This is a genomic window from Allobosea sp. 05T438 (assembly GCF_056396025.1).
This window is the reverse complement of record NZ_JBFTKQ010000003.1, coordinates 108,836-132,308: the sequence shown is the minus strand read 5'-3', so window position 1 is coordinate 132,308 and position 23,473 is coordinate 108,836. Positions and strand designations below refer to the sequence as shown.

Genomic DNA, 23,473 nt, shown 5'->3' with positions numbered 1-23,473 from the left:
ACCCGATCCTATCCGGAAGCAATCATAACCCCCTGCTAAGCCGGCCGTGCGAGGCTCCGGTTGGAGGAACCGGCATCATGGCTGAAACGACTGCATCGCCCCAGCGCCCGGCCGGCGGCCGCATCGGCTGGGTCGATACGGGCAAGGGCATCTGCATCATCCTGGTCGTGCTGATGCATGTGGCCGGCGGGCTCGAAGGCGCCACGGGGCAGGAGAGCTGGATCGATCCGCTGATCGCCTGGGCGAAGCAGTTCCGCATGCCCGGCCTGTTCCTGCTCTCGGGGCTGTTCGTGCCGCGCCTCGTCGACCTCGGCTGGAGCGCCTTCCTCGATCGCAAGATCGTGCCGCTCGCCTATTTCTATCTGCTCTGGTTCAGCATCAACACGTTGATGCGCTCCCCGCCCTGGGGTGAGGCAGGCCTCTCGGGCTTCGTGCAGAACTATGCGCTGGGCCTCGTCGACCCCTTCGGCGTGCTCTGGTTCATCTATCTGCTCGCCATCTTCTTCGTCGTCGCCAAGGCGGTGTGGCGCTGCCGCCGCGTCGCGCTGATGATGGCCGCGCTGCTGGCGATGGCGCCGCTGAGCACCGGCTGGATGGTGCCCGACCAGTTCACCGCCTATTTCGTCTTTTTCCTCGCCGGCGCCGTGTTCTCGGCCGAGATCCGCGCCGCAGCCGACCGGGCCGCGGACCATAGCGGCAAGACCTTTCTGTTATGGGCCGGCTGGTTCGCCGTCAGCGCCCTGGCCACGCCCTTCCTCGGCCACGACGTAGAGATGGCACCACTGGGCGTGCATCTGCTGCTGGGCGTCGCAGGCGTCTCCGGGATCCTGCTCAGCGCGGTGCTGCTGGCCGGGCGCCTGCCCTGGCTCGACTATTGCGGGCGCAACTCCCTGCCGATCTACCTCGCCTTCTTCCTGCCGATGGTGATCGGCAGGACGGTGCTGCTGCGCTCGGGCATCCCGCTCGATCCCGGCGTCGCCGCGCTGCTGCTGACGGCGATCTCCGTCGCCGTGCCGCTGCTGATGCACCGGCTGGTCAGGGGCACGCCCCTGGCCTTCCTGTTCGCGCGCCCGGCCTGGCTCGGCCTGCGGCCGCGCGCGGCCGGGCAGCGGGAGATCGGCTCCTCGCTCTGATCGACGGCCGCTCGCCGCGATCTCTCGCGCACGCCCCGAAACGCAGCGCGCCCGGCACAAGGCCGGGCGCGAAGAGCGTGAGCGGGAGTGGCTGCCTCAGGCGAACTGGCCGTGGCAGTGCTTGAACTTCTTGCCGGAGCCGCAGGGACAGGGCTCGTTGCGGCCGACCTTGCCCCAGGTCGCAGGATCGGCTGGATTGCGGTCCAGCACCTCCGTATCGGCATCGACAGCGGCGAACTGCACACTGCCGCCGCCATAGTCACCGCCGCCGAAGCCCGAACCCGCGCCATCCTGCGCCAGCAGCGGTGCCTGCTCGTCTTCCGGCTGCTCGAAGCGGACTTCGACGCGCGAGAGATGGCCGGTGACCTGCTGCCGAAGCTGGCCGATCAGCCCGTCGAACAGTTCGAACGCCTCCTGCTTGTACTCCTGCAGCGGGTCGCGCTGGGCGAGGCCGCGCCAGCCGATGACCTGTCTGAGATGGTCGAGCGTGACCAGATGCTCGCGCCAGAGATGGTCGAGGGACTGCAGCAGCACCTGCTTCTCGACATAGGTCATGACCTCGTCGCTATTGCGCTCGATGCGGCCGGCATAGTCCTCGTCGGCGAGCTTGCGGATGCGCTCGCGGATCTCGCTGTCAGCGATGCCCTCTTCCTTCGCCCAGTCCTCGACCGGCAGGTCGAGGTTGAGATACTGGATCACCTCCTGCTTGAGGCCGGCGGTATCCCACTGCTCGGGATAGGCCTCCTCCGGGATGTGGCGGGCGACGACATCCTCGACCACACCGTGGCGCATGTCGTCGATCGTCTCGCGCACGCTGGCTTGGCGCATGAAGTCGCGGCGCTGCTCGAACACGACCTTGCGCTGGTCGTTCATGACGTCGTCGTACTTCAGGATGTTCTTGCGGATGTCGAAGTTGCGTGCCTCGACCTTGCCCTGCGCCTTCTCGACCGCCTTGTTGATCCAGGGATGGACGATCGCCTCGTCCTCCTTGAGGCCGAGCTTCGTCAGCATGCCGTCCATCCGGTCGGAGCCGAAGATGCGCATCAGGTCGTCCTGCAGCGACAGGAAGAACTTCGAGCGACCGGGATCGCCCTGGCGGCCGGCGCGGCCACGCAGCTGGTTGTCGATGCGCCGGCTCTCATGGCGCTCGGTGCCGACGATGTAGAGGCCGCCGGACTTGAGCACGCGCTGCTTGAACTCGGCGACCTCGACGCGGATCGCCGCCGCCTTGGCGTCGCGCTCCGGGCCCGGCTCCATGCCGGCGAGGTCGTGGTTGATCCGCATCTCGGCATTGCCGCCGAGCTGGATGTCGGTGCCGCGGCCGGCCATGTTGGTGGCGATGGTGATCGCGCCGGGCACGCCGGCCTGGGCGACGATATAGGCCTCCTGCTCGTGGAAGCGGGCGTTCAGCACGGCGAAGGCCTTGGTGGTCTTGCCCTCGCGCGCCGCCTGGTAGACAGGCTCCAGCGCCGTCGGGTTGGTGAAGTCGAGCAGCTTGTAGCCCGCCTTCTCCAGCATGTCGGCGACGAGCTCGGAGCGCTCGATCGAGGTGGTGCCGACCAGGATCGGCTGGCCGTTGGCCTGCGCTGCCTGGATCTCGCGGATGATGGCGCGGACCTTCTCCTCGAAGGTGCGGTAGACCTCGTCATCCTCGTCCTTGCGGGCGACCGGGACGTTGGTCGGAATCTCGACGACCTCGAGCTTGTAGATCTGGAAGAACTCGTCGGCCTCGGTCGCCGCCGTTCCGGTCATGCCGGCGAGCTTCTTGTAGAGGCGGAAATAGTTCTGGAAGGTGATCGAGGCCAGCGTCGCGTTCTCGGGCTGGACGGTGACGTTCTCCTTGGCCTCCAGCGCCTGGTGCAGGCCTTCCGAATAGCGCCGGCCCGGCATCATACGGCCGGTGAACTCGTCGATGATGACGACCTCGTCGCCACGGACGATGTAGTCCTTGTCGCGGGTGAAGAGCGTGTGGGCGCGCAGCGCCTGGTTGACGTGGTGGACGAGCGTGACGTTGTGAGCGTCGTAGAGATCGCCCTCGGTCAGCAGGCCGGCCTCGCGCAGCAGCTCCTCGATATGCTCGTTGCCGGCCTCGGTCAGCGCAACCGTGCGCTGCTTCTCGTCGACCTCGTAATCACCGGCGACGAGCCCCGGCAGCACCTTGTCGATCGCGACATAGAGATCGGACTTGTCGTCGAGCGGACCGGAGATGATCAGCGGCGTGCGGGCTTCGTCGACCAGGATCGAGTCGACCTCGTCGACGATGGAGAAGTGGTGGCCGCGCTGGCTCATCTGCGCGACGTCGTACTTCATGTTATCGCGCAGATAATCGAAGCCGAACTCGTTGTTCGTGCCGTAGGTGATGTCGCAGGCATAGGCGCGCTGGCGCTCCTCGTCGTCGAGGCCGTGCACGATGATGCCGACCGTGAGGCCGAGGAAGTTGTAGAGCTTCGCCATCCACTCGGCGTCGCGCCGGGCGAGGTAGTCGTTGACGGTGACGACGTGGACGCCCTTGCCCTCGAGCGCGTTGAGATAGGTCGGCAGGGTCGCGACCAGCGTCTTGCCCTCGCCCGTCTTCATCTCGGCGATCGCACCCTCGTGCAGCACCATGCCGCCGATGAGCTGCACGTCGTAGGGGCGCTGACCGAGCACGCGCTTGGCGGCTTCGCGCACCGTGGCAAAAGCCGGAACAAGCAGGTCGTCGAGCTTGGCCCCGTTGGCGAGCTGCTGCCTGAACTCGTCAGTGCGCGCCTTCAGCGCCTCGTCGCTCAGCGCCGACAGCTCGTTCTCGAGAGCATTGATAGCAGCGACGCGGGGCTGGTAGCCCTTGACGCGGCGGTCATTCGACGAGCCGAAGAGTTTCTTTGCGAGCGCGCCAAGCATGTTGGGCCTTTCAGGTGATGCTTGGGCCCCCGGCCGCGCGGTCTGGTCCGCGCTCGGGTCGGAGGCCCGGTATTCTCGAATGCGACCGCGTGTTTAGACGCGTGCGCGGGCAGGGTCCAGCGTGCGTTTCGTCCAATCGGCAGCGAAACAGCAAGTGAATTCGGGTGTGGATGTGGGGTTTTTCCCGGCCGCTTCCAAGGGCGGGACCTTGAGATCGCGCGACGTTGCGGCACCATGCCCCTCGGCCGGATGGTGCAAAGCTGCGTGATCGGCCTCCGCAATCGCTTGAACCGCCTTGCCTTTGCCGCGTTCAACTGGCAGTGCAGCCGCCAAAGCGTCTCGGGTTTTCCGACGAAAGGCCGTCACTCATGAACTCAGCCCGTTTCATCGCCGTCCTCGGCTTCGCGCTGCTGGCGGGACCGGCCTTCGCGCAGGCCGACAAGGTCGTTGCCAAGGTCGACGGCATCGCGATCACCGAGAAGGACATCCAGCTCGCCAGCGAGGATCTCGGCGAGCGCCTTGCCCAGCTCCCCGAGGACCGCAAGCGCGACGAGGTCATCAACTACCTCGTCGACCTCAAGCTCGGCGCCAAGGCGGCCGCCGATGCCAAGATCACGGATTCGCCGGACTTCACGGCCCGCCTCGCCTATTACCGCGAGAAGGTGCTGCTCGACGAGTACCTGACCCGCGAGGGCAAGAAGGCCGTCACCGCCGACGCTGCCAAGAAGCTCTTTGACGAAACCACCAAGGCGATGACGCCCGAGGAAGAGGCTCATGCCCGCCACATCCTCGTCGAGGACGAGGCCCAGGCCAAGGCCGTGGTCGAGCGGCTGAAGAAGGGCGAGGATTTCGCCAAGGTCGCCGCCGACGTCTCGAAGGATCCGGGCTCGGGCAAGGAGGGCGGCGATCTCGGCTGGTTCACCAAGGACCGCATGGTTCCGGAATTCGCCGAAGCCGCCTTCAAGCTGAAGAAGGGCGAGGTCTCGGAGCCGGTGAAGAGCCAGTTCGGCTGGCACATCATCAAGCTGGAGGACAAGCGCACCAAGCCGCTGCCGGACTTCGCCGCGGTGAAGCCGCAGATCGACCAGTACCTCGAGCGCAAGGCCCAGCAGGACCTTGTGGTGGCGCTGCGCGAGAAGGCCAAGATCGAGCGCCTCGACAAGCCGGCCGCGCCGGCAGCTCCTGCGCCCGCCGCTCCGGCTGCCCCGGCCGCGCCGAAGAAGAACTGATCCAGCCTCGTCATTTTCGGGCGAAGCGTGGCGCAGACCCGAGAATCTCCGGCGAGGGATGCTCGGGTCGAGCCCGCGCATGACGCAGACCCTCAATTTCGCGGGCGGCCCTTGCGGCCGCCCTTCTTGTTTTCGTCACCGGCCTGCGGCAGAGGGACTCTCGAACGAGACGCACTGCCCGGCGAGCGAACGATTCGCCAGTCTTCGAGCAGTGCTCCGCAGGAGGAGCTCCGATGGCCGGCAAGGATGTCCCCGTTTCCCCGCTCGCGCCGAAGCGCCAGCCCAAGGTCCCGCCGGTTCCGGGCGTGCGCTTCGCCACCGCCGAGGCCGGCATCCGCTACAAGGGCCGCACCGATGTCTGGTTCGCGCTGCTCGATGCGGGCACGCAGGTCGCCGGCGTTTTCACACGCTCGAAATGCCCGTCGGCTCCGGTCGACTGGTGCCGCGATAATCTGAGCCAAGGCTCCGCCCGCGCCGTCGTCGTCAATTCCGGCAATGCCAATGCTTTCACCGGCCTGAAGGGCCGTGATTCCGTCCAGCTGACGGCCGAGATCGCGGCCAAGGCGGCCGGGTGCAAGCCGCAGGAGGTGTTCATCGCCTCGACCGGCGTGATCGGCGAGCCGCTCGACGCGACCAAGTTCAAGGGTGTGCTCGACGATTGCGCCAAACGCGCCGCCGACGGTCCCTGGATCGACGCCGCCAAGGCGATCATGACCACCGACACCTTCCCGAAGGCGCTGACCCGCAAGGCGAAGATCGACGGCAAGGAGGTCGTGATCGCCGGCATCGCCAAGGGCGCCGGCATGATCGCGCCGGATATGGCGACGATGCTCTCCTTCGTCTTCACCGATGCCCCGATCGCTGCGCCCGTGCTGCAGGCCCTGCTCTCCAAGGGCGTGAAGGGCTCGTTCAACGCGGTGACCGTCGACAGCGACACGTCGACCTCGGACACGCTGATGCTCTTCGCCACCGGCAAGGCGGCGGAGCGCGGCGTACCCGCGATCACCGAGATCAACGACAACAGGCTTTCCGGCTTCAAGCGCGCGCTGAACTCGATCCTGCTCGAGCTCGCCCATCTCGTCTGCAAGGACGGCGAAGGCGCCCGCAAATTCGTCGAGGTGCGGGTTACCGGCGCGGCTTCCGCCCGCTCGGCCAAGCGCGTCGCGCTCTCGATCGCCAATTCGCCGCTGGTCAAGACCGCCATCGCTGGCGAGGACGCCAATTGGGGCCGCGTCGTCATGGCCGTCGGCAAGGCCGGCGAGCCGGCCGATCGCGACCGGCTCGACATCGGCTTCGGCGACATCGTCGTGGCGAAGCAGGGTGCCCGCGCGCCATCCTACGATGAGGGCGCGGTATCCGAGTATATGAAGGGCGACAACATCGTCATCACCGCCGATCTCGGCATCGGACGCGGCAAGGCCACGGTCTGGACCTGCGACCTGACCAAGGCCTATGTCGAGATCAATGGCGACTATCGCTCCTGAGGCCGCGCCGTCGCAGGAGCCCAGCCGCAGCTTCATCGCCGTCAACCTGCTCATCTGCTCCCTGCTCTGGGGGTCGAGCTACCTGTTCATCAAGCTGATGAGCGGGGAGGTTTCGGCGTTGGCGATCGCCGCGAGCCGGGGCCTGCTGGGCACTGCCGTGCTGTCGCTCTGGAGCCTGGGGCGCGGACGCAGCCCGCTGCCACGGCGCGCCGAGATCCTGCCCTGGATCGTGCTCGGCACCACCAATGGCTGGCTGCCGAACGTGCTCGTCGGCTACGCGCTGATTCAGCTCGCCAGCGGGCCGGCAGCGATGATCCAGGCGGCGGGGCCGCTCGTCACCGCGCTTGCGGCCCATCTCATCTTCTCCGAGGAACGGCTGAGCCCGCGTCGCTTCGGCGGCATCCTCCTCGGCATGGCCGGCGTTGCCCTGCTGATCGGCCCCCGCCTGTTCGAGGGCGGCGGCACCGCGCTCAGCGTGCTCGCCATGATCGGCGCAACGCTGAGCTACACCACCGCCAACCTTTATGTCCGCACCGTGCCGGCCGCGACGGGCGATCCCGCCCGGCTGGCATTGGGCCAGCAGATGTTTTCCGGCACCATCGCCACGACGCTGACGCTCGCTGTGCTCGGTCCTGCGGCCTTCCTGCCGCTCGGCGACCATCTGCCGGCGATGCTGGCGCTCGGCATCTTCGCCACCGCGATCCCGGTCACCGTCTTCATGCGGCTGATCCGGGCGGCAGGGCCGACGCGGGCCGCGATGACCGGGTATCTCGTGCCGACGGTGGCCGTTATCCTCGGCGTGGTCGTCCTCCATGAAAACCTGGGGTTGCATCAAATCCTCGGCGGTTGCATCATCCTGGCCGGCGTCTTCCTCGTCACGACGGCGCCGCGCAGGGTGGGGGCCATATGAGGATCGAGACTATCGCGGCGGCCATTCTGGCCGGCGCCGTCATGGCCGGTTGCGTCGAGCGCAAACCGGCAACGGTGGCCTTTTCCGCCGAGGAGGCCGCCTACATCAAGAAACCGGGAACCGGCGTCATCGTCGGCCACGCCTTCCGCACCAAGCCGAGCGGCGCGGTGGTCAATGCAGCCGGCCAGGTCGTGCGCCTCATCCCGGCCACCGGCTTCGCCCGCGAACGCTTCGCCAATTTGTACGGCAACGGCAAATTTGTCCCGTACCGCAACTTTCCGGCCAGTGACGTGGTCGACCCCGACTATGCCGAATACACGCGCACGACCAAGGCCGAGTCCAATGGCCGCTTCGCCTTCGACAAGGTCGCGCCCGGCAGCTATCTCATCACCACCCAGGTCATCTGGGGCGATGAGAACGCCTTCACGCGGGAGGGCGGCTTGGTCTATGACAGCGTCACGGTGACGGGCAAGGAAACCGAGCCCGTCCAGGTCATCCTCTCCGGCAACTGAGTCACGTCCCCTTGAAGCTGCTCCTCGTCGTCGCCTGCGCCCTGATTGATGCCGACGACCGCGTGCTCGTCACCCAGCGTCCGGAAGGCAAGGCGCTGGCCGGGCTCTGGGAATTCCCGGGCGGCAAGCTCGAAACCGGCGAGCGGCCCGAGCCGGCGCTCATCCGCGAGCTTCATGAAGAACTCGGCATCACCGTGAAGGAGGATTGCCTCGCGCCGCTGACCTTCGCCAGCTACGCCTATCCCGAGTTCCATCTGCTGATGCCGCTCTATATCTGCCGGCGCTGGGAGGGAACGGTGATCTCCGGTGAAGGGCAGGCGCTGAAATGGGTCCGCCCCGGCAAGCTGCGCGACCTCGCCATGCCCCCGGCCGACGAACCGCTGATCCCGCCGCTGATCGATCTGCTGGGCGCCTAGAGCCTACCGGGATTTTGACGGAACAACGCCGTCAAATCAGCGTGCTCCAAGTCACCCGCTCAATGCACGGCCGGCAGGCCGAGCGTCTGCCAGCGGGCCTGCGGGATCGGGTCCCCGACCTGGAAGGCGAAGGCCGTCACCCGCTTGAGATCGGCGGAAATCGTGCATTCGAAACGCAGCCCATACCAGCGCCGCCGGCTGCGGAAGGCAGCGCCCTCCGCCTGCAGGATATGGCCGGCATAGCGGATGTCGGCCGTGGCGTAGGCGGTGACCCGGTCGGGTTCGTAACTGCGCTGCCATGCATGGATCTGGCCCATCGCCTCCAGCCCGCAGAGCTGCTCGACGCGCTCATCCGGTGCCAGGCGCGGCAGCATCGCCAATGTCTCGCGGCTGCGCGGATCGGCGAGAACCTGCTGCGACAGCAGGCGCCGCGGCCGGACGAGCCCGTCCGGCTCGGCAGAAACCGGGGGTTGCGCGGGTATCGGCGCGGTTGGCACGGAGGGCGGCGGTGCCGGCTCCGGCACAGGAGCGGACTCGGCCGGCGGCGCGAGTGGCGGCGGTGGCGGCGGGCGGATCATCGCCTCGAACTGCTCGGGCGTCTGCAGCTCGACATCGACGCTCTGCTCGACGAAGGCCGGCATCTCGTCAAATTGCTGGATGGCGACGGAAGCGAGCCAGGCCAGCAGCGCCGCATGGATGAGCGATGCGACCGGCAGGCCGGGATCGGGCATCGCCCAGCGCGTACGGCTCGCGGCCGGCACGGCTCAGGCCGCATCCTGCAGCGGCACGAAGGCACCGGTCCGGAATTTCGCTGCCATCGGCTCGTTTCGCGCTTCGCCCCTGAAGAGCGCAACAGCGCCGATTAAGCCGACATTTTTGTGATCTCGGGCAGCAGCTCCAGCTCGGCTTCGCCCCGCCCGAGCTGGAAGCGCTCGAAGCGCTGCAGCTCCTCCTCGATCGCCGCCTTGAGTGGAGGTGCCTCATGGCCGTCGAGCCAGCTCCATTGCTGCATCAGCAGCTTGCCGGCGGCCCGGTCGGTCTTGAGGTCGAGCACCGCGACGATCCGGTCCCCCGCCAGCACCGGGAGGCCGAAATAGCCGTAAACCCGCTTCTCCTTCGGCAGATAGGCCTCGAAGATGTGGGCGTAATCGAAGAAGAGCTTCGCCCGCTTGCGTTGGATCATCAGCGGATCGAAGGGCGAGAGAATGTGGATCAGCGTCTCCTCCGGCGCTTCCAACTGCTCCAGCGATGCCGGCTTCGCCCAATGCTGCGTCTTGCCGGCCCCCTCCACCGCGACCTCGACCAGTTCCTTGCGCTTGGCGCGGGCGGCGATCAGCTCCGCCACCCCCTTCTTGCTCGGCGCATCGAGATGGCAGGCGGAATCGAGGCTGACGAGCCCCTGCGCGCGCAGCGCCCTGTCGAGCTTGTAGGCCGTGACCTGCCGCTCGCTCGCGGGTGTCGGCTTCTTCTCCCACTGGAAGTGCCGGTCGAACAGCTCATAGGTCTTGAGCATGCCCGCGCGCGCCGCGATCGCAAGTTCGCCGTCGTAGAAGGCGCGTTCCAGCAGACCCTTGGACGGCTTCTTGCTGGCCCAGAGATGCGCCTTCTCGATCAACTCCTCCTCGATGTCGCGGATCGTCAGCGCCCCGTCCCTGCGGATGCGGCGCAGGAGCTTGCGCGTCTCCTCGCGGGCGCCGACCGCCGACCAGCGCTTCGGCTCCTCGCGATGCGCCTTCATCTCGGGCAGGAAATAGCGGATGTCGCGGGTCGGTACATATGACAGCGCATGCGTCCAGTATTCGAAGACGCTCTTCTCGACCGCTTGCAGATGGGCGAGGTCGGCCCGGCGATAACCGGGGATGCGGGCATAGAGAATGTGATGGTGGCAGCGCTCGATCACGTTGATCGTGTCGATCTGCACATAGCCGAGTTGCTCGACCGCCTTCCGCGCCGCGGCAGGCCCGGCCCCGAAGGGCTCGCGCGTGTCGAGACGCTGGGCGTGGAGCCAGATGCGCCGGGCCTGTTCGGTCGTCAGAGAATGGGGCTTGCGGGGTCGCGGAGGCATGACCCGCAGGCTAGCCCCGTCCGCGCCGCGCCGTAAGGGGCGCAGCTCGCGGCCGCTGACAGCCCATGGCGGGAGCGCGAGAGCCTCAGCCGCACGCCCTCACGGCGCGACGATCAGCGCCCAGTAGACCTGATATTTCGAGCCCGGTGCATAGGCGGTCGCGATGCCCATGCGCTTGGCCCTAGCATCCTTCATGACGCGGTCATGCTGGGGCGAATCCCGCCAGCCGGAGAAGGCCTCGGCAAGACGCCGGTAGCCGGCGGAGAGATTGGCCTCAGCCCCCGGCTGGCCTTCCTTGGCAAGCCGCGCCTTGACCGCATCGGCCTGCACCGGCTTGTCGGACGCCGCCATCGCCGCGGCCTCGCGCTGCGCGGCCTCGACCAGCGCCGGGTCGAGCGTCAGCGTGCCGAGCCCGGCATTGAGGCGATAGGCCGAGATCATCGCCCGCGCCTGCTCGGCATCGACCTGGGCCGAGGCCGAGCCGAGATCGCGATAAAAGGCGGGCTGGCCCTGGCGCTGCGGCTCGGTGCAGCCCGCGACACCGAGAAGGGCGAGCGCGCCGACCAGCGCAGCCGGGCAGGTCATCGCGCGCGAACCCGCGGCGCGGCGCAAAAAGCTGGGCATCCGATCATTCCTTGCTGTCTTCTTTGGCGGGCTCGAGCGCCGGGAGCGGTGCGGGCTTCGCCGCTTCGGCGGCCTCCTCGGTCTCGTCAGCCTCGAGCGGCTTGCGGGAACGGCGAGCAGCGGCAGACGCGGCCGGCTTCGTAGCCGCCCGCTTCGCCCGCCCGCCTGCATCTCCCCGCCCGACTGCCGTAGCGATGCTGTCGAGGGAGTGCTCGACGCCTTCCAGCCCACGCACGATCAGCTGCGGCGTTTCGGCAACCGGCTCCATCTCGGCGAGGCGCTTGTGGATGGCGAAATTGAGATCGCTGGTCACACGTCCGACGATCTCGACATCGCCCACCACGCAGACCAATTCGAAATCCATCGTCGTGGTGCCCAGCTTCTTGAACTGCACAACCGGCGGCGGCTTCTGCATCACGTCGCCATGGTTCGCGGCCACTTCGGACAGCATGGCCCGGACCTGCCCGGCCTCCAGGGAGCGCGGGACCGAGAGCGCAATCAGCACACGGCCGGTCCGATCGTTGCGGACGCGGTTGCGCACCACGCCGGAAATCAGGTTCGAGTTCGGGACGATCACCGTCGAGCGGTCGAAGGTCGCGATTTCGGTCGAGCGGACGTTGATGCGTTTGACGATGCCTTCGATGTCGCCGACCAGCACCTGATCGCCGACGCGGATCGGCCGTTCCCAGAGCAGGATGAGACCCGAGACGAAGTTCGACACCACCGACTGCAGGCCGAAACCGATACCGACGGACAGGGCCGAAGCGACCAGCGTCAAACGCTCGAGGCTCAGGCCCACCGCCGAAACCGCGATCGCCACTGCGCCGATATAGCCGACATAGCCCGCCGCTGTGCTGATCGAGTTGCGCAGGCCAGGATCGAGTGCAGTCGTCGGCAGGAACTGGTTGTCGAGCCAGCGCTGCAGCGCCCGCGTCGCGGCAAGGCCGAGCCCGAAGACGAAGGCGAAGACAACGATGGTCGAGAGCGAGATCGTGACGCCGCCGACCTGGAAGCCGAAGAAGGCGGCCCGCAGCGAAACCAGGAAATCGGTCGATTCCAGGCCCCAGGGCGCAAGCACCATGAGGACCGTGACGGCGATCAGCAGCAGCTTCAGCGCGCCGACACCGATCACGGCCACCTTGTCCAGTGTGGTGCTGCGCAGCCCCATTCCGGCCTTGAGCGTGAGGGCAAAGCGGCCCTTGCCGGTCAGGAGACGCGGAACACCGAGATCGATGAACTGGAAGGCCAGCAGGAACAGGCAGGCGACGATGCCGATCCAGAGCGTCTGCTCGGCCAGAAAGGCGGCGAAGACGACATAGCCGCTAAGTGCCGAGGCGATGATGAGGAAGCCCATGACCCAGCCGAGGATCCGGACCGGGCCGAGACTCGCTCCATCCACCGGCACATAGGGGCCGAGACACGCCTCCTGCTCGACCTCGTCGTCATCGCGGATCTGGTAAAGTCCGGCGATCAGCGTCAGGGCGAAGAGGATGGCAAAGAGCGCCTTGACGATGATCGAGATCGCGAGGCCGGCCGCGATCGCCTGCAGCCAGGCCTCGAAGACCTTGCCGACCGACATCACGAGCGCCAGCGAAGAAGCGATCCAGACGGCGCTGCGCGCCGTCGGGTCCATCACGCTGATCATGCGCCGCTGCGGGCTGGACGGCGCGAACAGGGCGTCGGCCAGGGCCTGGACGAAGGCGAAGAAGGCAAGGCCGACGACCACGGCCCATATCACCGGCTGGATGCGCGGCGGCAAGAGCCCGGTCGTGCTCAGCGCCTTGTAGATCAGCCAGCTCGCCAGCACCGGCGGCGCGGCACCCGCGACGATATGGGCCAGCGCGATATAGAGGCAGTGCAGGTTACCGGTGTCCTGCGTGTTGCTGAAACGCGCCTTGAAGCGCGGCAGATAGCGCGCCCTGGCGACATAGAGCAGGATGGCACCGAGAAAAGCGAGCGCGACCACGCCGCCTCGCGTGCCGGAGAAGGCATCGCTCACGCCTTCCAGCCAGCCGCCGAAGATATAGCCGGAGGCCCGCAGATCCTCCGGCGCCGTCGCGATGGCGTTGCCCCAGACTTCGGGGTTGGCAACGGAAGGTCCGGCGGCGAAGAGCGTCTTGGCGAAAATCTCGCGGCGCTTGTCGCCGATCGCGCTCTGCAGCTGCTCCGCCTGCAACAGCGAGGCCTTGGCGATCTTCAGAATCTCGTCGGCATCGGCATAGGCCTTGGCGCGGGCCTCGCGATCACGCGTGATCTCGGCGCTCTCGGGCGGCGCATTGGCGTCGGGTTTCGCGCCGAGCTGGTCGAGCCGGAGCTTGGCCTGGTCGACACGCGGCGTCTGCTCATCGATGATGACGCGCAGCTGGTCGAGCGAGGGCTGCAGGCGGACGCGCTGCCTCTGCAGTTCCGTATCGCTCGCCTCCGGAGATGCGAGGGTCGTCTCGATCTGCGCGAGCTCGGTGCGGATCGCATCGAGGCGCGCCCGGGGGCTGCCGGGTTCGGCTGGTGCTGCCGTCGTCTGGGCAAGGGAGGGCATTGCCGCCGCCATGGCCAACGCAAGCCAGAGCAAGCATGTGACCAGAACCCGCGTGAGGTTTTGGAACGGCGTTTGCGCCACGCGTGCTGCCATGGTGGTGCCGCCCTGCCCCCTGGAATGATTCGCCTCGGGCTCGACCCTCGGCACAGCCGTGCCCGCAAGGCAAGACGGAGAGCGGAATTCGGCGGCCAACAAGGCTGAGGCTCCTCGGATAACGGCGGGGCTGATGAGCCGGAAGCGGCTCCGACCCGCTCATCGCCGCAAAACACGACCTCAAGATGGCATCGCGCTGCAGCGTGCCGGGATCAGCGCTTGCCTTCCGCCTTGTCCTTCTTGCCGGCCTTGACCTTGTCGCGGTTGTGGTAGCTGGCATTGCCGAGCCCCGTCCCGATCGTCAGAACCGCCCAGTTCTCGACATCCTGCATCGCCGGCATCTCGCTCAGCCCCTGGATGACGGCGTCGTTGTGCATCACGATTTCCGTCTCGTGGTCGCCGATCGCGGGGACGAGTTGGCGGATGCTGTCGACGAGGTTGAAGCGGCTGCTTTCCCAGTTGCCCGGAAGGTTCTGCGCGCCGCGCTCGATCGCCCCGTCCGGCTGGATCAGGCCGGGACAACCGACACCGATAAAGGGCGCGACCCTCAGGCCCTCCGTCTCGGCATTCTCGATCTGGTCCCGCAGCATCTTGCCCAGCCGCTTGATCGCCTGATCGCGGCTCGGCTCCTCGTCGGCATGGCGCCAGAGCTCGGATTTCCAGACCCGCGCCTTGCTCAGATCCGGCGACTTCTTCTGCCTGAGCTCGACGATGCCGGCGCGGATGTTCGAGCCGCCGATATCGACCGCGACGAGACTGTCATAGGCCTCGAACATCCATTTCGGCGCAAGATGCGCGCTGCCGACAAGGCCGGCTTCGTCCGGATGATGCCTGACCGGTACGAGATCGAGCGCGCGCCCGTCGGTGCGCAGGATGATGGCGGCGCGCGCAATGGCGAGTTCGCCGACACGACTCTCCCGGAAACCGCCGCCGACGACGATGCGCTCGACCAAGGCCCAGCTCTTCAGGCGAGCGAAGCGGCGGATGACGAAGGCGAGCGATTGAGCGAAGCCCTCAACCGCGCTGAGCACCAGGGCGGCCTCCGCGGCATCGCCTTCCTTGATCAGGGCATCGAGTTCCCTCTTGCTGATCTCGGCGGTCTTGCCCTTCAGCGGGTCATCGCCATTGCGCCTCAAATGGTTGCGCAGCGCATCCAGATGCCCGACGAAGGCGCTGCGGCTCGCCTTGTCGCCGACGAAGCCGTCATCGTCCCGAACCTCCAGATTGTAGCTGGTAATCGCGACCGACGGCAGCTCGGTCGCACCATGCGGCCCGGTCGCGGCGTTGCGTGATGTCTCGGCGGTTGCCGTGGCCATGGAGGGTCCCCTCAGTCAGCGCGGATTCGTCAGGGCAAACCCCGCAGGGCAGGACGCGGTTCCCAAGCCCGGGCGATGCGCCGCATGCAGCACACCCCCGCATGTCCGGACCCGCCCCACAGTTGACCGACGCACCAATCACCGCTCCAACCAGTCGAGCCATGTCGTGTGGCCTGGGGGGATAAAGCGTGTCCGATCTGATTTTGCGCATGATCGTCATCGGGGCCGGAGCGACGGCGCTCACTGATCTGTGGGCACAGTTCCTGCGGCTTTTCGGGCTGCCCAAGCCGAACTGGGCGATGCCGGGGCGCTGGTTCGCCCATCTGCCGCGCGGCCGCGTCTGGCATGACGACATCGCCAAGTCCGAGCCCGTCGCCGGCGAGCTCGCGATCGGCTGGATCTGCCACTATCTGGTCGGCATCGCCTTCGCCGGCATCGTGCTGGCGATCTGGGGCGCGGACTGGGCTCGCAACCCGACCTTCCTGCCGGCACTGATCGTCGGCTGGGCAACGATCGGCTGCGGCTGGTTTGTTCTGCAGCCGGGCATGGGCATGGGTGTCGCCGCCTCCAGGAAGCCGAATGCCGGCCAGATCCGCCTGCTCAACTTCGTCAGCCACACCCTCTTCGCCATCGGGCTCTACGGCACCGCGCTGCTGATACGGTGATCTCCTCCGAGATGCCCGGACTTGCCCCGGCATCTCGTGACGCGGAGGCTCGGTTGCCTCTTCCGGCCTGCGATTCTCGGGTCAAGCCCGAGAATGACGGCCTGGACAGCCTCAATCGAGAATGCGCGTCTCGTACTGGTAGAGCGTGCGGAAGCCGAGGCTGCCATAGAGATTGATCGCGACCGCGTTGCTCTGTTCGACCTGCAGATAGGCGCTGTGGCAGCTCATCGCGCCGGCCCAGCCCATCAGCCCGCGGACGATCCTGCGGCCGAAGCCATGGCCGCGATGGCCGGGATGAACGCAGATCAGGCCGATCTCCGCCATGCCGCGCTCGGCCACGCTCATGCCGAAGGCGACGGCCTCGCCCTCGACCAGCCAGGTGGCGAAGGCGGCCGGCAGCCTGACGCGCTCGACGATCGCCGCGAGATTGCCGACATGGGTCTTGATTCCGCTCTGAAGGGCGGCGACGCCGGCGATCCATTCGAGGCTCGGCCGCGCCTCGATCTGCAATTCAGGCTCCTCCGAGGCGGCGATGTCAGCGAGCGGCGCGATCTGGCCGAAGGACTTGTCTTTGACCCGGTAGCCGCGCTCCAGCACCGCGGCGCGGGTCGCATCAGTGACGAGCGGGGTCAGCCTGATGCTCGGCGCCAGCCCATCGGCGCGATAGAGTTCCGCGATCAGGTCGAGCGTCGCATCGTCGAGCTCGGCGCCATAAACCAGCGGCGTCGCCGAATTGGCACGCCCGGAATAGCCGTTGGCAAAGCGCAGCGCCCAATCGCCAACGATGAGCGTCGAGAGGGCCGGCCAGGCATTGACGATCCGCCGCTCGCAGCCGAGCACGAGCGCGCTGTCTTCCGTCTTTGTCAGCATGTCATCCCCCAGCCGGCTTGCGCGGCGTCGGCCGCCAGCCCGGCGGCGCCATCTCGAAACCCGAAAATTCGAACCCCGGCGCGACCGTGCAGCCCACCAGCGTCCAGGCGCCGAGCGAGGTCGCGCTCTGCCACCAGCCGGCCGGCACCACGAATTGCGGCCGCTGGCCGGTGGCAAGCTCGGTGCCGAGGTGATGGGCCGAGGCGTCATGACCGTTGGGTGAGACGGTGATGACCAGCGGCGCGCCGGCATAATGATGCCAGATCTCGGCAGCATCGACGCGATGCCATTCCGAGGTCTCGCCGGTGTCGAGCAGGTAGTAGATCGCGGTCGAGAAGCCCCTGGCCTCCGGCCCGGCCGGATCGCGGAAGGTCTCGCGGTAATGGCCGCCCTCGGGATGAGGCTTGAGTTCGAGCAGCCGGATGACCTCGGCCGCCGTCAGCCCGTCGAGCCGCATCGGCATGGTCAGAACCGGTTCTTGGCTTCGCGCAGCGCCGCGAAGACCTTGTCGGCCGAAGCGCCCACCAGCCCGACGGCAGCGGCGAGAGCGCCTTCGCCCGCACGGAAGAACGGGTTTGTCGCCTGCTCGTCCGCCACTGTGGTCAGCGCCCAGAAGCGGCCGTCGGCCTTGGCCTTCTCGGCTTCGGCGAAGCGCGCCTTGAGCGCCTCGTTCGCCGGATCGACGGAGCGGGCGAAGCGGGCATTGGCCAGGGTGTAGTCATGGCCGCCGAGGAGACGCGTATCGCCCGGCAGCGCCATCAGCCGCGACAGCGAGGTCCACATCCGCTCCATCTGTCCCGGCTGGACGCGCCCGCAGCCCATGACGAAAACAACGTCGCCGACGAGGGCGAGCTTCGCACCGCGCCCGACATAGCTGAGATGCCCGTCGGAATGACCGGGCGTATGCCAGATCTCGAAGCGCTCCCCGCCGAGCGAGACGGCATCGCCCTCGCCGACCACCTTGTCTAGCGGCGCGCTGGCGCGAGCGTCGGCCGGGCCGATGACCGTGGCACCGGTCACCTGCTTCACCTCCGCGACGCCCTGCGTGTGATCGTGATGCGCGTGGGTGATGAAGATGTCGCTGATCGTCCAGCCCTTCTGCCGGGCGGCGGCCAGCATCTCGCCGGCATCGGGCACGTCGATGGCCGCGCAGGCGCCGGTGGCGGGATCGTGGAGCAGCGCGCCGGCATTGTCGCTGAGCGTGCGGAAGACGTGAAGGTCGAGCGGCATGGCTTCCTCCGGGAGGGTCGGCCCGTCGCGCGGGCGGATGATCGCCTTCCTGAATGAGCCATGCCCGGCCTCCGATCAACCCGCAACGACACAGCAGGCCCCTGCCGCCGCCGCCCTGCCCTTGCGTTCGGCCGCGCGGCGTTCCATCTCAAGCGCCATGCCTCTCGACGTCGTCGACCTGCGCGCCTTCTATGCCAGCCCGCTCGGCCATGTGGCCCGGCGCTTCATCGGCCGAACGATGCTGCGCTTCTGGCCCGACTGCTCGCGCCAGCGCCTCCTCGGCCTCGGCTTTTCGACGCCCTATCTTTCCGTGCTCGGCATCGATGCCGAGCGGACCATCGCCTTCATGCCGGCGGCGCAGGGCGTGGTGAACTGGCCGGCGCCCGGCCTTTCCGCCTCGGCTCTGGTCGAACCCACCCTGCTGCCGCTGCCGACCGCCTCGATCGACCGTGTCGTCCTCGTGCATGCGCTGGAGGAGACGGAAAGCCCGGACGACCTGCTCGACGAGGTCGCGCGCGTCCTCAATCCCGGCGGGCGGATGATCCTCGTCGTGCCGAACCGGCGTGGACTCTGGGCCCGGATGGACGGCACGCCCTTCGGCCAGGGCCGCCCCTTCAGCCGCCGCCAGCTGTCGGCGCTGATGCGCGCCGCCGAATTCTCGCCAGAGCATTGGGCGGAGGCGCTCTACGTCCCGCCGCTGCAGCGGCGGCTCCTGATGCGTTCCGCCCCTGTCTGGGAGCAGATCGGCGCCGGCCTGTCCCTGCCCTTCGCGGGCGTGCATGTCATCGACGCGACCAAGCAGTTCTACCGGCGCGCGCCCCTGCGCGCGACGCGGCGCAGCTTCGCGCTGCGTCCAATCCTGCTGCCGCAGCCCGCTCCCACCCCGCGCGCGGCGGCCCCGCCGACGGAAAGCCGGACGGGTTGACTTTTTTGCCGGGGCGCGGCCAAGGTCCGCCGCCTTTCGCGCCGGTTGTGCCGTAAACCGCTGTTCCGCCCGATTTTCGCGCGGATTCTGAACTGGATCACGATGCGTAGCTATCTGGATTTCGAGAAACCGGTCGCCGAACTGGAGGCGAAGGCGGATGAATTGCGGGCCCTCGAGGCACGCGGCGACGGCATTTCCCTGTCGGAAGAGATCGGCAAGCTCGACGCCAAGGCCAGCCAGGCGCTGAAGGACATCTATGCCGCGCTGACGCCCTGGCAGAAGACGCTTGTGGCGCGCCATCCGCAGCGCCCGCACTTCAAGGATTACTGCGCCGGGCTGATCGAGGAATTCACGCCGCTCGCCGGCGACCGCGCCTTTGGCGAGGACGAGGCCATCGTCGGCGGCTTCGGCCGCTTCCGCGGCGAGCCGGTCTGCGTCATCGGCCAGGAGAAGGGGGATTCGACCGAGACCCGCATCCGGCACAATTTCGGCATGCCCAAGCCCGAAGGCTACCGCAAGGCCGTGCGCCTCGCGGAAATGGCAGACCGCTTCGGCCTACCGGTGCTGAGCTTCGTCGACACCGCTGGCGCCTATCCCGGCATCGAGGCCGAGGAGCGTGGCCAGGCCGAGGCCATCGCCCGCTCGACGGAAACGTGGCTGGGGCTGCGCAGCCCCAGCGTCGCGCTCGTCATCGGCGAGGGCGGCTCGGGCGGCGCCATCGCCATCGCCGCAGCCAGCCGCGTGCTGATGCTGGAGCATGCGATCTATTCGGTGATCTCGCCCGAAGGCGCAGCTTCGATCCTCTGGCGCGACACCGCCCGCGCGCAGGACGCCGCCACCGGCATGAAGATCACGGCGCAGGACCTGCTGAAGTTCGGCGTCATCGACCGGATCGTGCAGGAGCCGACCGGCGGCGCCCACCGAGACGCGCACGCGGCGATCAGCCGCGCTGGCGACGCGATCGCGGCTGCGCTCGGCGATCTCGCTGGCCTCAGCGGCGAGGATATCGTCGCGAAGCGGGCCGAAAAGTTCCTCGCGATCGGGCGCAATCTCTGAGCAATCTCGAAATGAGATATCTCCCCCGGCGAAGACGGGGGCTCTTTACCGGCCGTTGACCATGTGGCCAGACTCGGCGAGCCTATGGTAAGGAACCCTCAAGGCTAACGCTTCTACAACGAGTCGACGGGCACAATTTGGCCGTCTTGCGAAGTCACAGGTCGCACCCCCGGCCTGCCATTCGATGGGATTGACGACGTGGCAATCAAGCAACTCGCGCTCGTGGCTTTTGTTGCATTGACGCTGGCAGCCTGTGAGGAGGAGCGTTATCGCGGCTCCGCCCGGCACAACATTCCGATCCCGACCGCGACCTACGCGCTGATGTCCGAGAAGGGCATGAGCAAGGATCAGCCGATCCTGATCCGCTCCTACAAGAAGGAGTCGGAGCTCGAGGTCTGGAAGCGCAAGGCCGACGGTCAGTACGCCCTGCTCAAGACCTTCCCGATGTGCCGCTGGTCCGGCCAGCTCGGCCCGAAGGTGCGCGAGGGCGATCGCATGGCTCCCGAGGGCTTCTATGCTATCGCACCTCAGCAGATGAACCCGAACTCGTCCTATTACGTCTCGTTCAACATGGGCTACCCGAACGCCTATGACCGGGCGCATGGCCGCACCGGCGCGCATCTGATGGTCCACGGCGCCTGCTCCTCGGCCGGCTGCTACTCGATGACCGACGACCAGATCGGCGAGATCTACGCGCTGGTGCGCGAGGCGCAGAACGCCGGCCAGCGCGCCGTGCAGATGCAGGCCCTGCCCTTCCGGATGACGCCGGAGAACCTCGCCAAGCATCGCCTCGACCCCAACATCGCCTTCTGGAAGAACCTGAAGGAAGGCACGGATTATTTCGAGGTCACCCGCGACGAGCCCGCCGTCTCAGTGACCGGCGGCCGCTATGTCTTCAACGGCGGCTCGGCTCCGGCCGCCGTCGCCGCGAAGCGCCAGCAGGATGAGGTCCAGGTCGCCTCGCTCGTCGCTAAGGGCACGCCGGCGATCAAGCTGATCTATGACGACGGCGACCAGCACTCGTCCTTCAAGCAGACCCTGCTTTCCGGCGGCTCCGATGCGCTCAACCGCTCGGCGTCCTGGGGGTCCAGGGATGTCGGCGTCAGCCGCGTCGATGCCCTCTCGGTCGGCCCGCGCGTCGTCGTCCTCGACGACTCGGGCAAGGCGAAGGCGACCGTCCGCGCTGCCTCGGCCGACAATGACGCCGTGCTCGCCGCCATCGCCGCCGCCCCTGCGGAAGAGGCGGCCAAGCCCGAGCAAAAGCCTGCCGCTGCACCGCGCCCGGCAGCAGCCCCGGCCGCGACGCAGCTCGCCAAGGTCGCCCCCGGCAACGCCCTCCAGGCGCCTGTGCTGGCGAGCGCGGCTTCGACGCCGGTCGCCCCGGCCGCACCCGCCGAGGAAAAGCCCCTGCTGCAGCGCGCGCTCAGCTTCATGCCGGTCTTCGGCGGCGGTTCCAGCGCCACGGCTGACCAGGGCAGCGCGCCCATCGCCTCGGTCGTCCCGGCAACGCCGACCAGCACCAGCGCGCCGCTGCCGCCGCGCCGGGCCAATGGGCTGAAGACGTCGAGCCTCGACCAGTCGATGGCCGGCTACGCGAGCCAGCCGACGACTCGCTGAGCCCAGCGCTGCCGTCGCGCACTGTGACTAAAACAGCACAGCACACGCTATAATTGAATTTGCCTGCTTCGCAGGCGCGAAGGCCCTTGTTTCGAGGGCCTTTGCTTTTTGCGTGGGCGAAGCGCCCAAAATCTCGCCTTGCCGGCAAACCGGCCTCGCCCGCTTGATGCGACGACAGCGCAATCAATGCGCGGCGAGGGGTTTCTGCAGATGTCCGATTTCTTCCGTTCCTCGATTCTGGGTTTGAGCCTGGCGACTGCGATGGGCGCAGCCCAAGCCTCGGACCTGCCGAGCAAAAAGGGGCCGCCGCCCGCCCCGGTCGTCCCGGCGATCACCTGGTTCGACGTCGCCTTCAGCGTGAAGGGCATGACCGACTACAACTTCCGCGGCATTTCGCAGACCGATCGCAAGCCGGCCATCCAGGGCGGCGCCGAGCTTCAGATCTACAACAATCTGTTTTATCTCGGCGTCTACGGCTCGAACGTCGATCTCGCCACGAGCCCCAACGCCGAGATCGACTTCTACGGCGGCATCCGGCCGAAATTCGGCGACCTCTCCTTCGACTTCGGCGTATGGCAATATTACTACCCCGCCGAAAAGCAGCTGATCGACGGTGCCGGCGTGTTCTGGACGCCGAAGAACACCGACTTCACCGAGGTCTACGGCAAGGTCTCCTACACCTTCGCCGAGAGCCTGACGCTCGGCGCCAACGTCTTCTACGCCTGGGACTGGCTCGGCACCGGCGCGAGCGGCACCTATGCTTCGCTCACGGCCAAGTACAACCTGCCCTTCCTCGAAGGCTTGTCGGTCTCCGGCGAGCTCGGTCACTACTGGCTCGGCACCACCAACCTCGCGATCTGGTCGACCGTGCCGCCGACCAACCTGCCCGACTACACCTACTGGAACGCCGGCGTCTCCTATACCTGGAAGAACGTCACCGCCGACCTGCGCTATCACGACACCGACCTGTCCAAGAACGACTGCTTCCTGCTGACGGCTGATCCGCGCGGCATCGCCAGCGGCACGGGTCGTTCCAATTGGTGCGGTGCCGCCGTCGTCGCGACGCTCTCCTTCGACATCACCGCGAGCAGCCTCGGCGTCTTCGCGACGAAATAAGGCGAAGACCGACCACGCAAAACACCGGCCGCCCCACGGGGCGGCCTTTGCGTTTCGGCCGACGCAGCCTCGTCGTCAGACGATCTCGGAAACCAGCTTGGCGATCAGGCTGTTCGACAGGATGACCGGCAGACCGGCTTCCGCCGCCTCCCGGCGATGCCGCTCGACGAAGCCCATGCAATCCATCAGCAAAATCTCGGCGCCGCGCCCGGACAACCCGCTTGCGGCTTCCGTGACCGACGCACCGTCGCCGCCATAGGGCGAGGCAGCGGCATAGAGCGGAGCGCGGCCGAGCGGCGCCCATTTGCCGGCCTCCGAGGAGATCTGCTCGGCCAGAGGCACGATGATCCCGAGTTGCGCGCCTTGCGTCAGCGCTGCCAGGGCGGGCGGCAGGATGCGGTCAGGCTCGACGAGCCGCGCCTTCTCCGTATTCAGGCTCTCGAAATGGCCCGTGCAGAGCATCAGGATGGTGCTGCAGCCTTCGTCCTCCAGCATGGCGAGCTTGCGCTGAGCGGCCTTCTCGGTGCGGGCACGGTCGATGACGACTGCGCTGCCGTCGAGCAGCTTCGTGATCAACACCGGCCGGCTCGGCTCTGCCGCGAAATCGCGTTCGATCTCGGAGCGGCTGAGACCGTCGAGTACGCCGGCATGGCGTCGCGGCAGGTTCGCATCGAGCACCGCATCCAGGATCGGCGTGATGTCGGCCCGCGGCGCCTGGCCGATGGTTAGGGTTCCGAGCTTGCTCATGGTCTCGCGCTTTCCCAGTTCGAAAGGCCCGGGCGGTCTCCCGTCCGGG

Annotated in this window: 20 protein-coding genes and 2 pseudogenes; 11 read left to right on the top strand and 11 right to left on the bottom strand. The window is 67.4% G+C overall.

From position 1 onward, the window contains the following. Positions 1–77 precede the first annotated feature (77 nt). Complete coding sequence (locus AC1DIN_RS09030) at positions 78–1,133, top strand: acyltransferase family protein (protein WP_476809490.1); 1,056 nt, start codon at positions 78–80, stop codon at positions 1,131–1,133. A 96-nt stretch (positions 1,134–1,229) separates the two neighbouring features. On the opposite strand, the pseudogene AC1DIN_RS09025 reads toward AC1DIN_RS09030, so the two are convergent. Together AC1DIN_RS09025 and secA are read right to left on the bottom strand one after the other, a co-directional pair. Further along, positions 1,230–1,424: pseudogene (locus AC1DIN_RS09025) on the bottom strand (SEC-C metal-binding domain-containing protein); the annotation flags it as partial. A gap of 47 nt (positions 1,425–1,471) precedes the next feature. Further along, positions 1,472–4,013, bottom strand: a pseudogene (secA, locus tag AC1DIN_RS09020) (preprotein translocase subunit SecA); the annotation flags it as partial. Between the two features lie 368 nt (positions 4,014–4,381). On the opposite strand from secA, the gene AC1DIN_RS09015 reads away from it, so the two are divergent. The 5 genes from AC1DIN_RS09015 (at position 4,382) to AC1DIN_RS08995 (ending at position 8,564) form a co-directional block, all read left to right on the top strand. Beyond that, the gene (locus tag AC1DIN_RS09015) at positions 4,382–5,242 is read left to right on the top strand and encodes a peptidylprolyl isomerase (protein ID WP_441469384.1); all 861 of its coding nucleotides are present in this window, start codon (positions 4,382–4,384) and stop codon (positions 5,240–5,242) included. Positions 5,243–5,475: 233 nt separating this feature from the next. Further along, a complete protein-coding gene (gene argJ / locus AC1DIN_RS09010) occupies positions 5,476–6,726 on the top strand; it encodes a bifunctional glutamate N-acetyltransferase/amino-acid acetyltransferase ArgJ (protein WP_476809489.1) in 1,251 nt (416 codons plus the stop codon). Then, the gene (locus AC1DIN_RS09005; RefSeq protein WP_476809488.1) at positions 6,707–7,636 is read left to right on the top strand and encodes a DMT family transporter; all 930 of its coding nucleotides are present in this window, start codon (positions 6,707–6,709) and stop codon (positions 7,634–7,636) included. Before argJ ends, AC1DIN_RS09005 begins: the two co-directional genes overlap by 20 nt. Next, positions 7,633–8,148 (top strand): peptidase associated/transthyretin-like domain-containing protein, encoded by a 516-nt coding sequence (locus tag AC1DIN_RS09000; RefSeq protein WP_476809487.1) that lies wholly within the window; start codon positions 7,633–7,635, stop codon positions 8,146–8,148. Before AC1DIN_RS09005 ends, AC1DIN_RS09000 begins: the two co-directional genes overlap by 4 nt. Before the next feature lie 11 nt (positions 8,149–8,159). After that, positions 8,160–8,564 (top strand): (deoxy)nucleoside triphosphate pyrophosphohydrolase, encoded by a 405-nt coding sequence (locus AC1DIN_RS08995; protein WP_476809486.1) that lies wholly within the window; start codon positions 8,160–8,162, stop codon positions 8,562–8,564. Between the two features lie 59 nt (positions 8,565–8,623). Here the strand turns inward: AC1DIN_RS08995 and AC1DIN_RS08990 are convergent, their stop codons facing one another. The 5 genes from AC1DIN_RS08990 to AC1DIN_RS08970 form a co-directional block, all read right to left on the bottom strand. Continuing rightward, positions 8,624–9,325, bottom strand: a complete 702-nt coding sequence (locus tag AC1DIN_RS08990) for a DUF930 domain-containing protein (RefSeq protein WP_476809485.1) — start codon at positions 9,323–9,325, stop codon at positions 8,624–8,626. 101 nt (positions 9,326–9,426) lie between these two features. Then, positions 9,427–10,629 (bottom strand): winged helix-turn-helix domain-containing protein, encoded by a 1,203-nt coding sequence (locus AC1DIN_RS08985; protein ID WP_476809484.1) that lies wholly within the window; start codon positions 10,627–10,629, stop codon positions 9,427–9,429. A 99-nt stretch (positions 10,630–10,728) separates the two neighbouring features. Further along, positions 10,729–11,253 carry a CAP domain-containing protein gene (locus AC1DIN_RS08980; protein ID WP_441469391.1) on the bottom strand — a complete coding sequence of 175 codons (525 nt, stop codon included), beginning with the start codon at positions 11,251–11,253 and terminating at the stop codon, positions 10,729–10,731. A gap of 4 nt (positions 11,254–11,257) precedes the next feature. Continuing rightward, positions 11,258–13,789, bottom strand: coding sequence for a DUF3772 domain-containing protein (locus AC1DIN_RS08975; protein WP_476809483.1), 2,532 nt, complete (start codon positions 13,787–13,789; stop codon positions 11,258–11,260). Between the two features lie 305 nt (positions 13,790–14,094). After that, a complete protein-coding gene (locus AC1DIN_RS08970; RefSeq protein WP_476809482.1) occupies positions 14,095–15,198 on the bottom strand; it encodes an ROK family protein in 1,104 nt (367 codons plus the stop codon). 188 nt (positions 15,199–15,386) lie between these two features. On the opposite strand from AC1DIN_RS08970, the gene AC1DIN_RS08965 reads away from it, so the two are divergent. Next, positions 15,387–15,863, top strand: a complete 477-nt coding sequence (locus AC1DIN_RS08965) for a DUF2938 domain-containing protein (RefSeq protein ID WP_476809481.1) — start codon at positions 15,387–15,389, stop codon at positions 15,861–15,863. 111 nt (positions 15,864–15,974) lie between these two features. Here the strand turns inward: AC1DIN_RS08965 and AC1DIN_RS08960 are convergent, their stop codons facing one another. The 3 genes from AC1DIN_RS08960 to gloB are packed head-to-tail and all read right to left on the bottom strand — an operon-like array spanning position 15,975 to position 17,963. Next, the gene (locus AC1DIN_RS08960) at positions 15,975–16,733 is read right to left on the bottom strand and encodes a GNAT family N-acetyltransferase (protein ID WP_476809480.1); all 759 of its coding nucleotides are present in this window, start codon (positions 16,731–16,733) and stop codon (positions 15,975–15,977) included. Between the two features lies 1 nt (position 16,734). Continuing rightward, a complete protein-coding gene (locus AC1DIN_RS08955; protein WP_476809742.1) occupies positions 16,735–17,190 on the bottom strand; it encodes a cupin domain-containing protein in 456 nt (151 codons plus the stop codon). A gap of 8 nt (positions 17,191–17,198) precedes the next feature. Beyond that, positions 17,199–17,963: a hydroxyacylglutathione hydrolase gene (gloB, locus tag AC1DIN_RS08950; RefSeq protein ID WP_476809479.1), complete on the bottom strand. Its 765-nt coding sequence runs from the start codon at positions 17,961–17,963 to the stop codon at positions 17,199–17,201. 157 nt (positions 17,964–18,120) lie between these two features. Between gloB and AC1DIN_RS08945 the strand changes: the two genes are divergently transcribed. The 4 genes from AC1DIN_RS08945 to AC1DIN_RS08930 all read left to right on the top strand — a co-directional run bounded on the left by AC1DIN_RS08945 (position 18,121) and on the right by AC1DIN_RS08930 (position 22,677). Further along, on the top strand, positions 18,121–18,888 hold the full coding sequence (locus tag AC1DIN_RS08945; RefSeq protein WP_441469397.1) for a class I SAM-dependent methyltransferase: 768 nt from the start codon (positions 18,121–18,123) through the stop codon (positions 18,886–18,888). A gap of 102 nt (positions 18,889–18,990) precedes the next feature. Then, the gene (locus AC1DIN_RS08940) at positions 18,991–19,944 is read left to right on the top strand and encodes an acetyl-CoA carboxylase carboxyltransferase subunit alpha (RefSeq protein WP_441469398.1); all 954 of its coding nucleotides are present in this window, start codon (positions 18,991–18,993) and stop codon (positions 19,942–19,944) included. Between the two features lie 198 nt (positions 19,945–20,142). Further along, positions 20,143–21,561 carry a L,D-transpeptidase family protein gene (locus tag AC1DIN_RS08935; protein WP_476809478.1) on the top strand — a complete coding sequence of 473 codons (1,419 nt, stop codon included), beginning with the start codon at positions 20,143–20,145 and terminating at the stop codon, positions 21,559–21,561. Between the two features lie 210 nt (positions 21,562–21,771). Further along, a complete protein-coding gene (locus tag AC1DIN_RS08930; RefSeq protein WP_476809477.1) occupies positions 21,772–22,677 on the top strand; it encodes a TorF family putative porin in 906 nt (301 codons plus the stop codon). A gap of 75 nt (positions 22,678–22,752) precedes the next feature. On the opposite strand, the gene AC1DIN_RS08925 is transcribed toward AC1DIN_RS08930, so the two are convergent. Beyond that, positions 22,753–23,424: an AroM family protein gene (locus tag AC1DIN_RS08925; protein WP_476809476.1), complete on the bottom strand. Its 672-nt coding sequence runs from the start codon at positions 23,422–23,424 to the stop codon at positions 22,753–22,755. Positions 23,425–23,473 lie beyond the last annotated feature (49 nt).

What these genes read in the sequence shown, in the direction of transcription:
- AC1DIN_RS08970 (WP_476809482.1), bottom strand. Translation starts at nt 15,198, where the DNA reads ATGGCCACGGCAACCGCCGAGACATCACGCAACGCCGCGACCGGGCCG.
- AC1DIN_RS08940 (WP_441469398.1), top strand. Translation starts at nt 18,991, where the DNA reads ATGCGTAGCTATCTGGATTTCGAGAAACCGGTCGCCGAACTGGAGGCG.
- argJ (WP_476809489.1), top strand. Translation starts at nt 5,476, where the DNA reads ATGGCCGGCAAGGATGTCCCCGTTTCCCCGCTCGCGCCGAAGCGCCAG.
- AC1DIN_RS08945 (WP_441469397.1), top strand. Translation starts at nt 18,121, where the DNA reads ATGCCTCTCGACGTCGTCGACCTGCGCGCCTTCTATGCCAGCCCGCTC.
- AC1DIN_RS09030 (WP_476809490.1), top strand. Translation starts at nt 78, where the DNA reads ATGGCTGAAACGACTGCATCGCCCCAGCGCCCGGCCGGCGGCCGCATC.
- AC1DIN_RS08930 (WP_476809477.1), top strand. Translation starts at nt 21,772, where the DNA reads ATGTCCGATTTCTTCCGTTCCTCGATTCTGGGTTTGAGCCTGGCGACT.
- AC1DIN_RS09015 (WP_441469384.1), top strand. Translation starts at nt 4,382, where the DNA reads ATGAACTCAGCCCGTTTCATCGCCGTCCTCGGCTTCGCGCTGCTGGCG.
- AC1DIN_RS08975 (WP_476809483.1), bottom strand. Translation starts at nt 13,789, where the DNA reads ATGCCCTCCCTTGCCCAGACGACGGCAGCACCAGCCGAACCCGGCAGC.
- gloB (WP_476809479.1), bottom strand. Translation starts at nt 17,963, where the DNA reads ATGCCGCTCGACCTTCACGTCTTCCGCACGCTCAGCGACAATGCCGGC.
- AC1DIN_RS08955 (WP_476809742.1), bottom strand. Translation starts at nt 17,190, where the DNA reads ATGCGGCTCGACGGGCTGACGGCGGCCGAGGTCATCCGGCTGCTCGAA.
- AC1DIN_RS08960 (WP_476809480.1), bottom strand. Translation starts at nt 16,733, where the DNA reads ATGCTGACAAAGACGGAAGACAGCGCGCTCGTGCTCGGCTGCGAGCGG.
- AC1DIN_RS08925 (WP_476809476.1), bottom strand. Translation starts at nt 23,424, where the DNA reads ATGAGCAAGCTCGGAACCCTAACCATCGGCCAGGCGCCGCGGGCCGAC.
- AC1DIN_RS08985 (WP_476809484.1), bottom strand. Translation starts at nt 10,629, where the DNA reads ATGCCTCCGCGACCCCGCAAGCCCCATTCTCTGACGACCGAACAGGCC.
- AC1DIN_RS09005 (WP_476809488.1), top strand. Translation starts at nt 6,707, where the DNA reads ATGGCGACTATCGCTCCTGAGGCCGCGCCGTCGCAGGAGCCCAGCCGC.
- AC1DIN_RS08980 (WP_441469391.1), bottom strand. Translation starts at nt 11,253, where the DNA reads ATGCCCAGCTTTTTGCGCCGCGCCGCGGGTTCGCGCGCGATGACCTGC.
- AC1DIN_RS09000 (WP_476809487.1), top strand. Translation starts at nt 7,633, where the DNA reads ATGAGGATCGAGACTATCGCGGCGGCCATTCTGGCCGGCGCCGTCATG.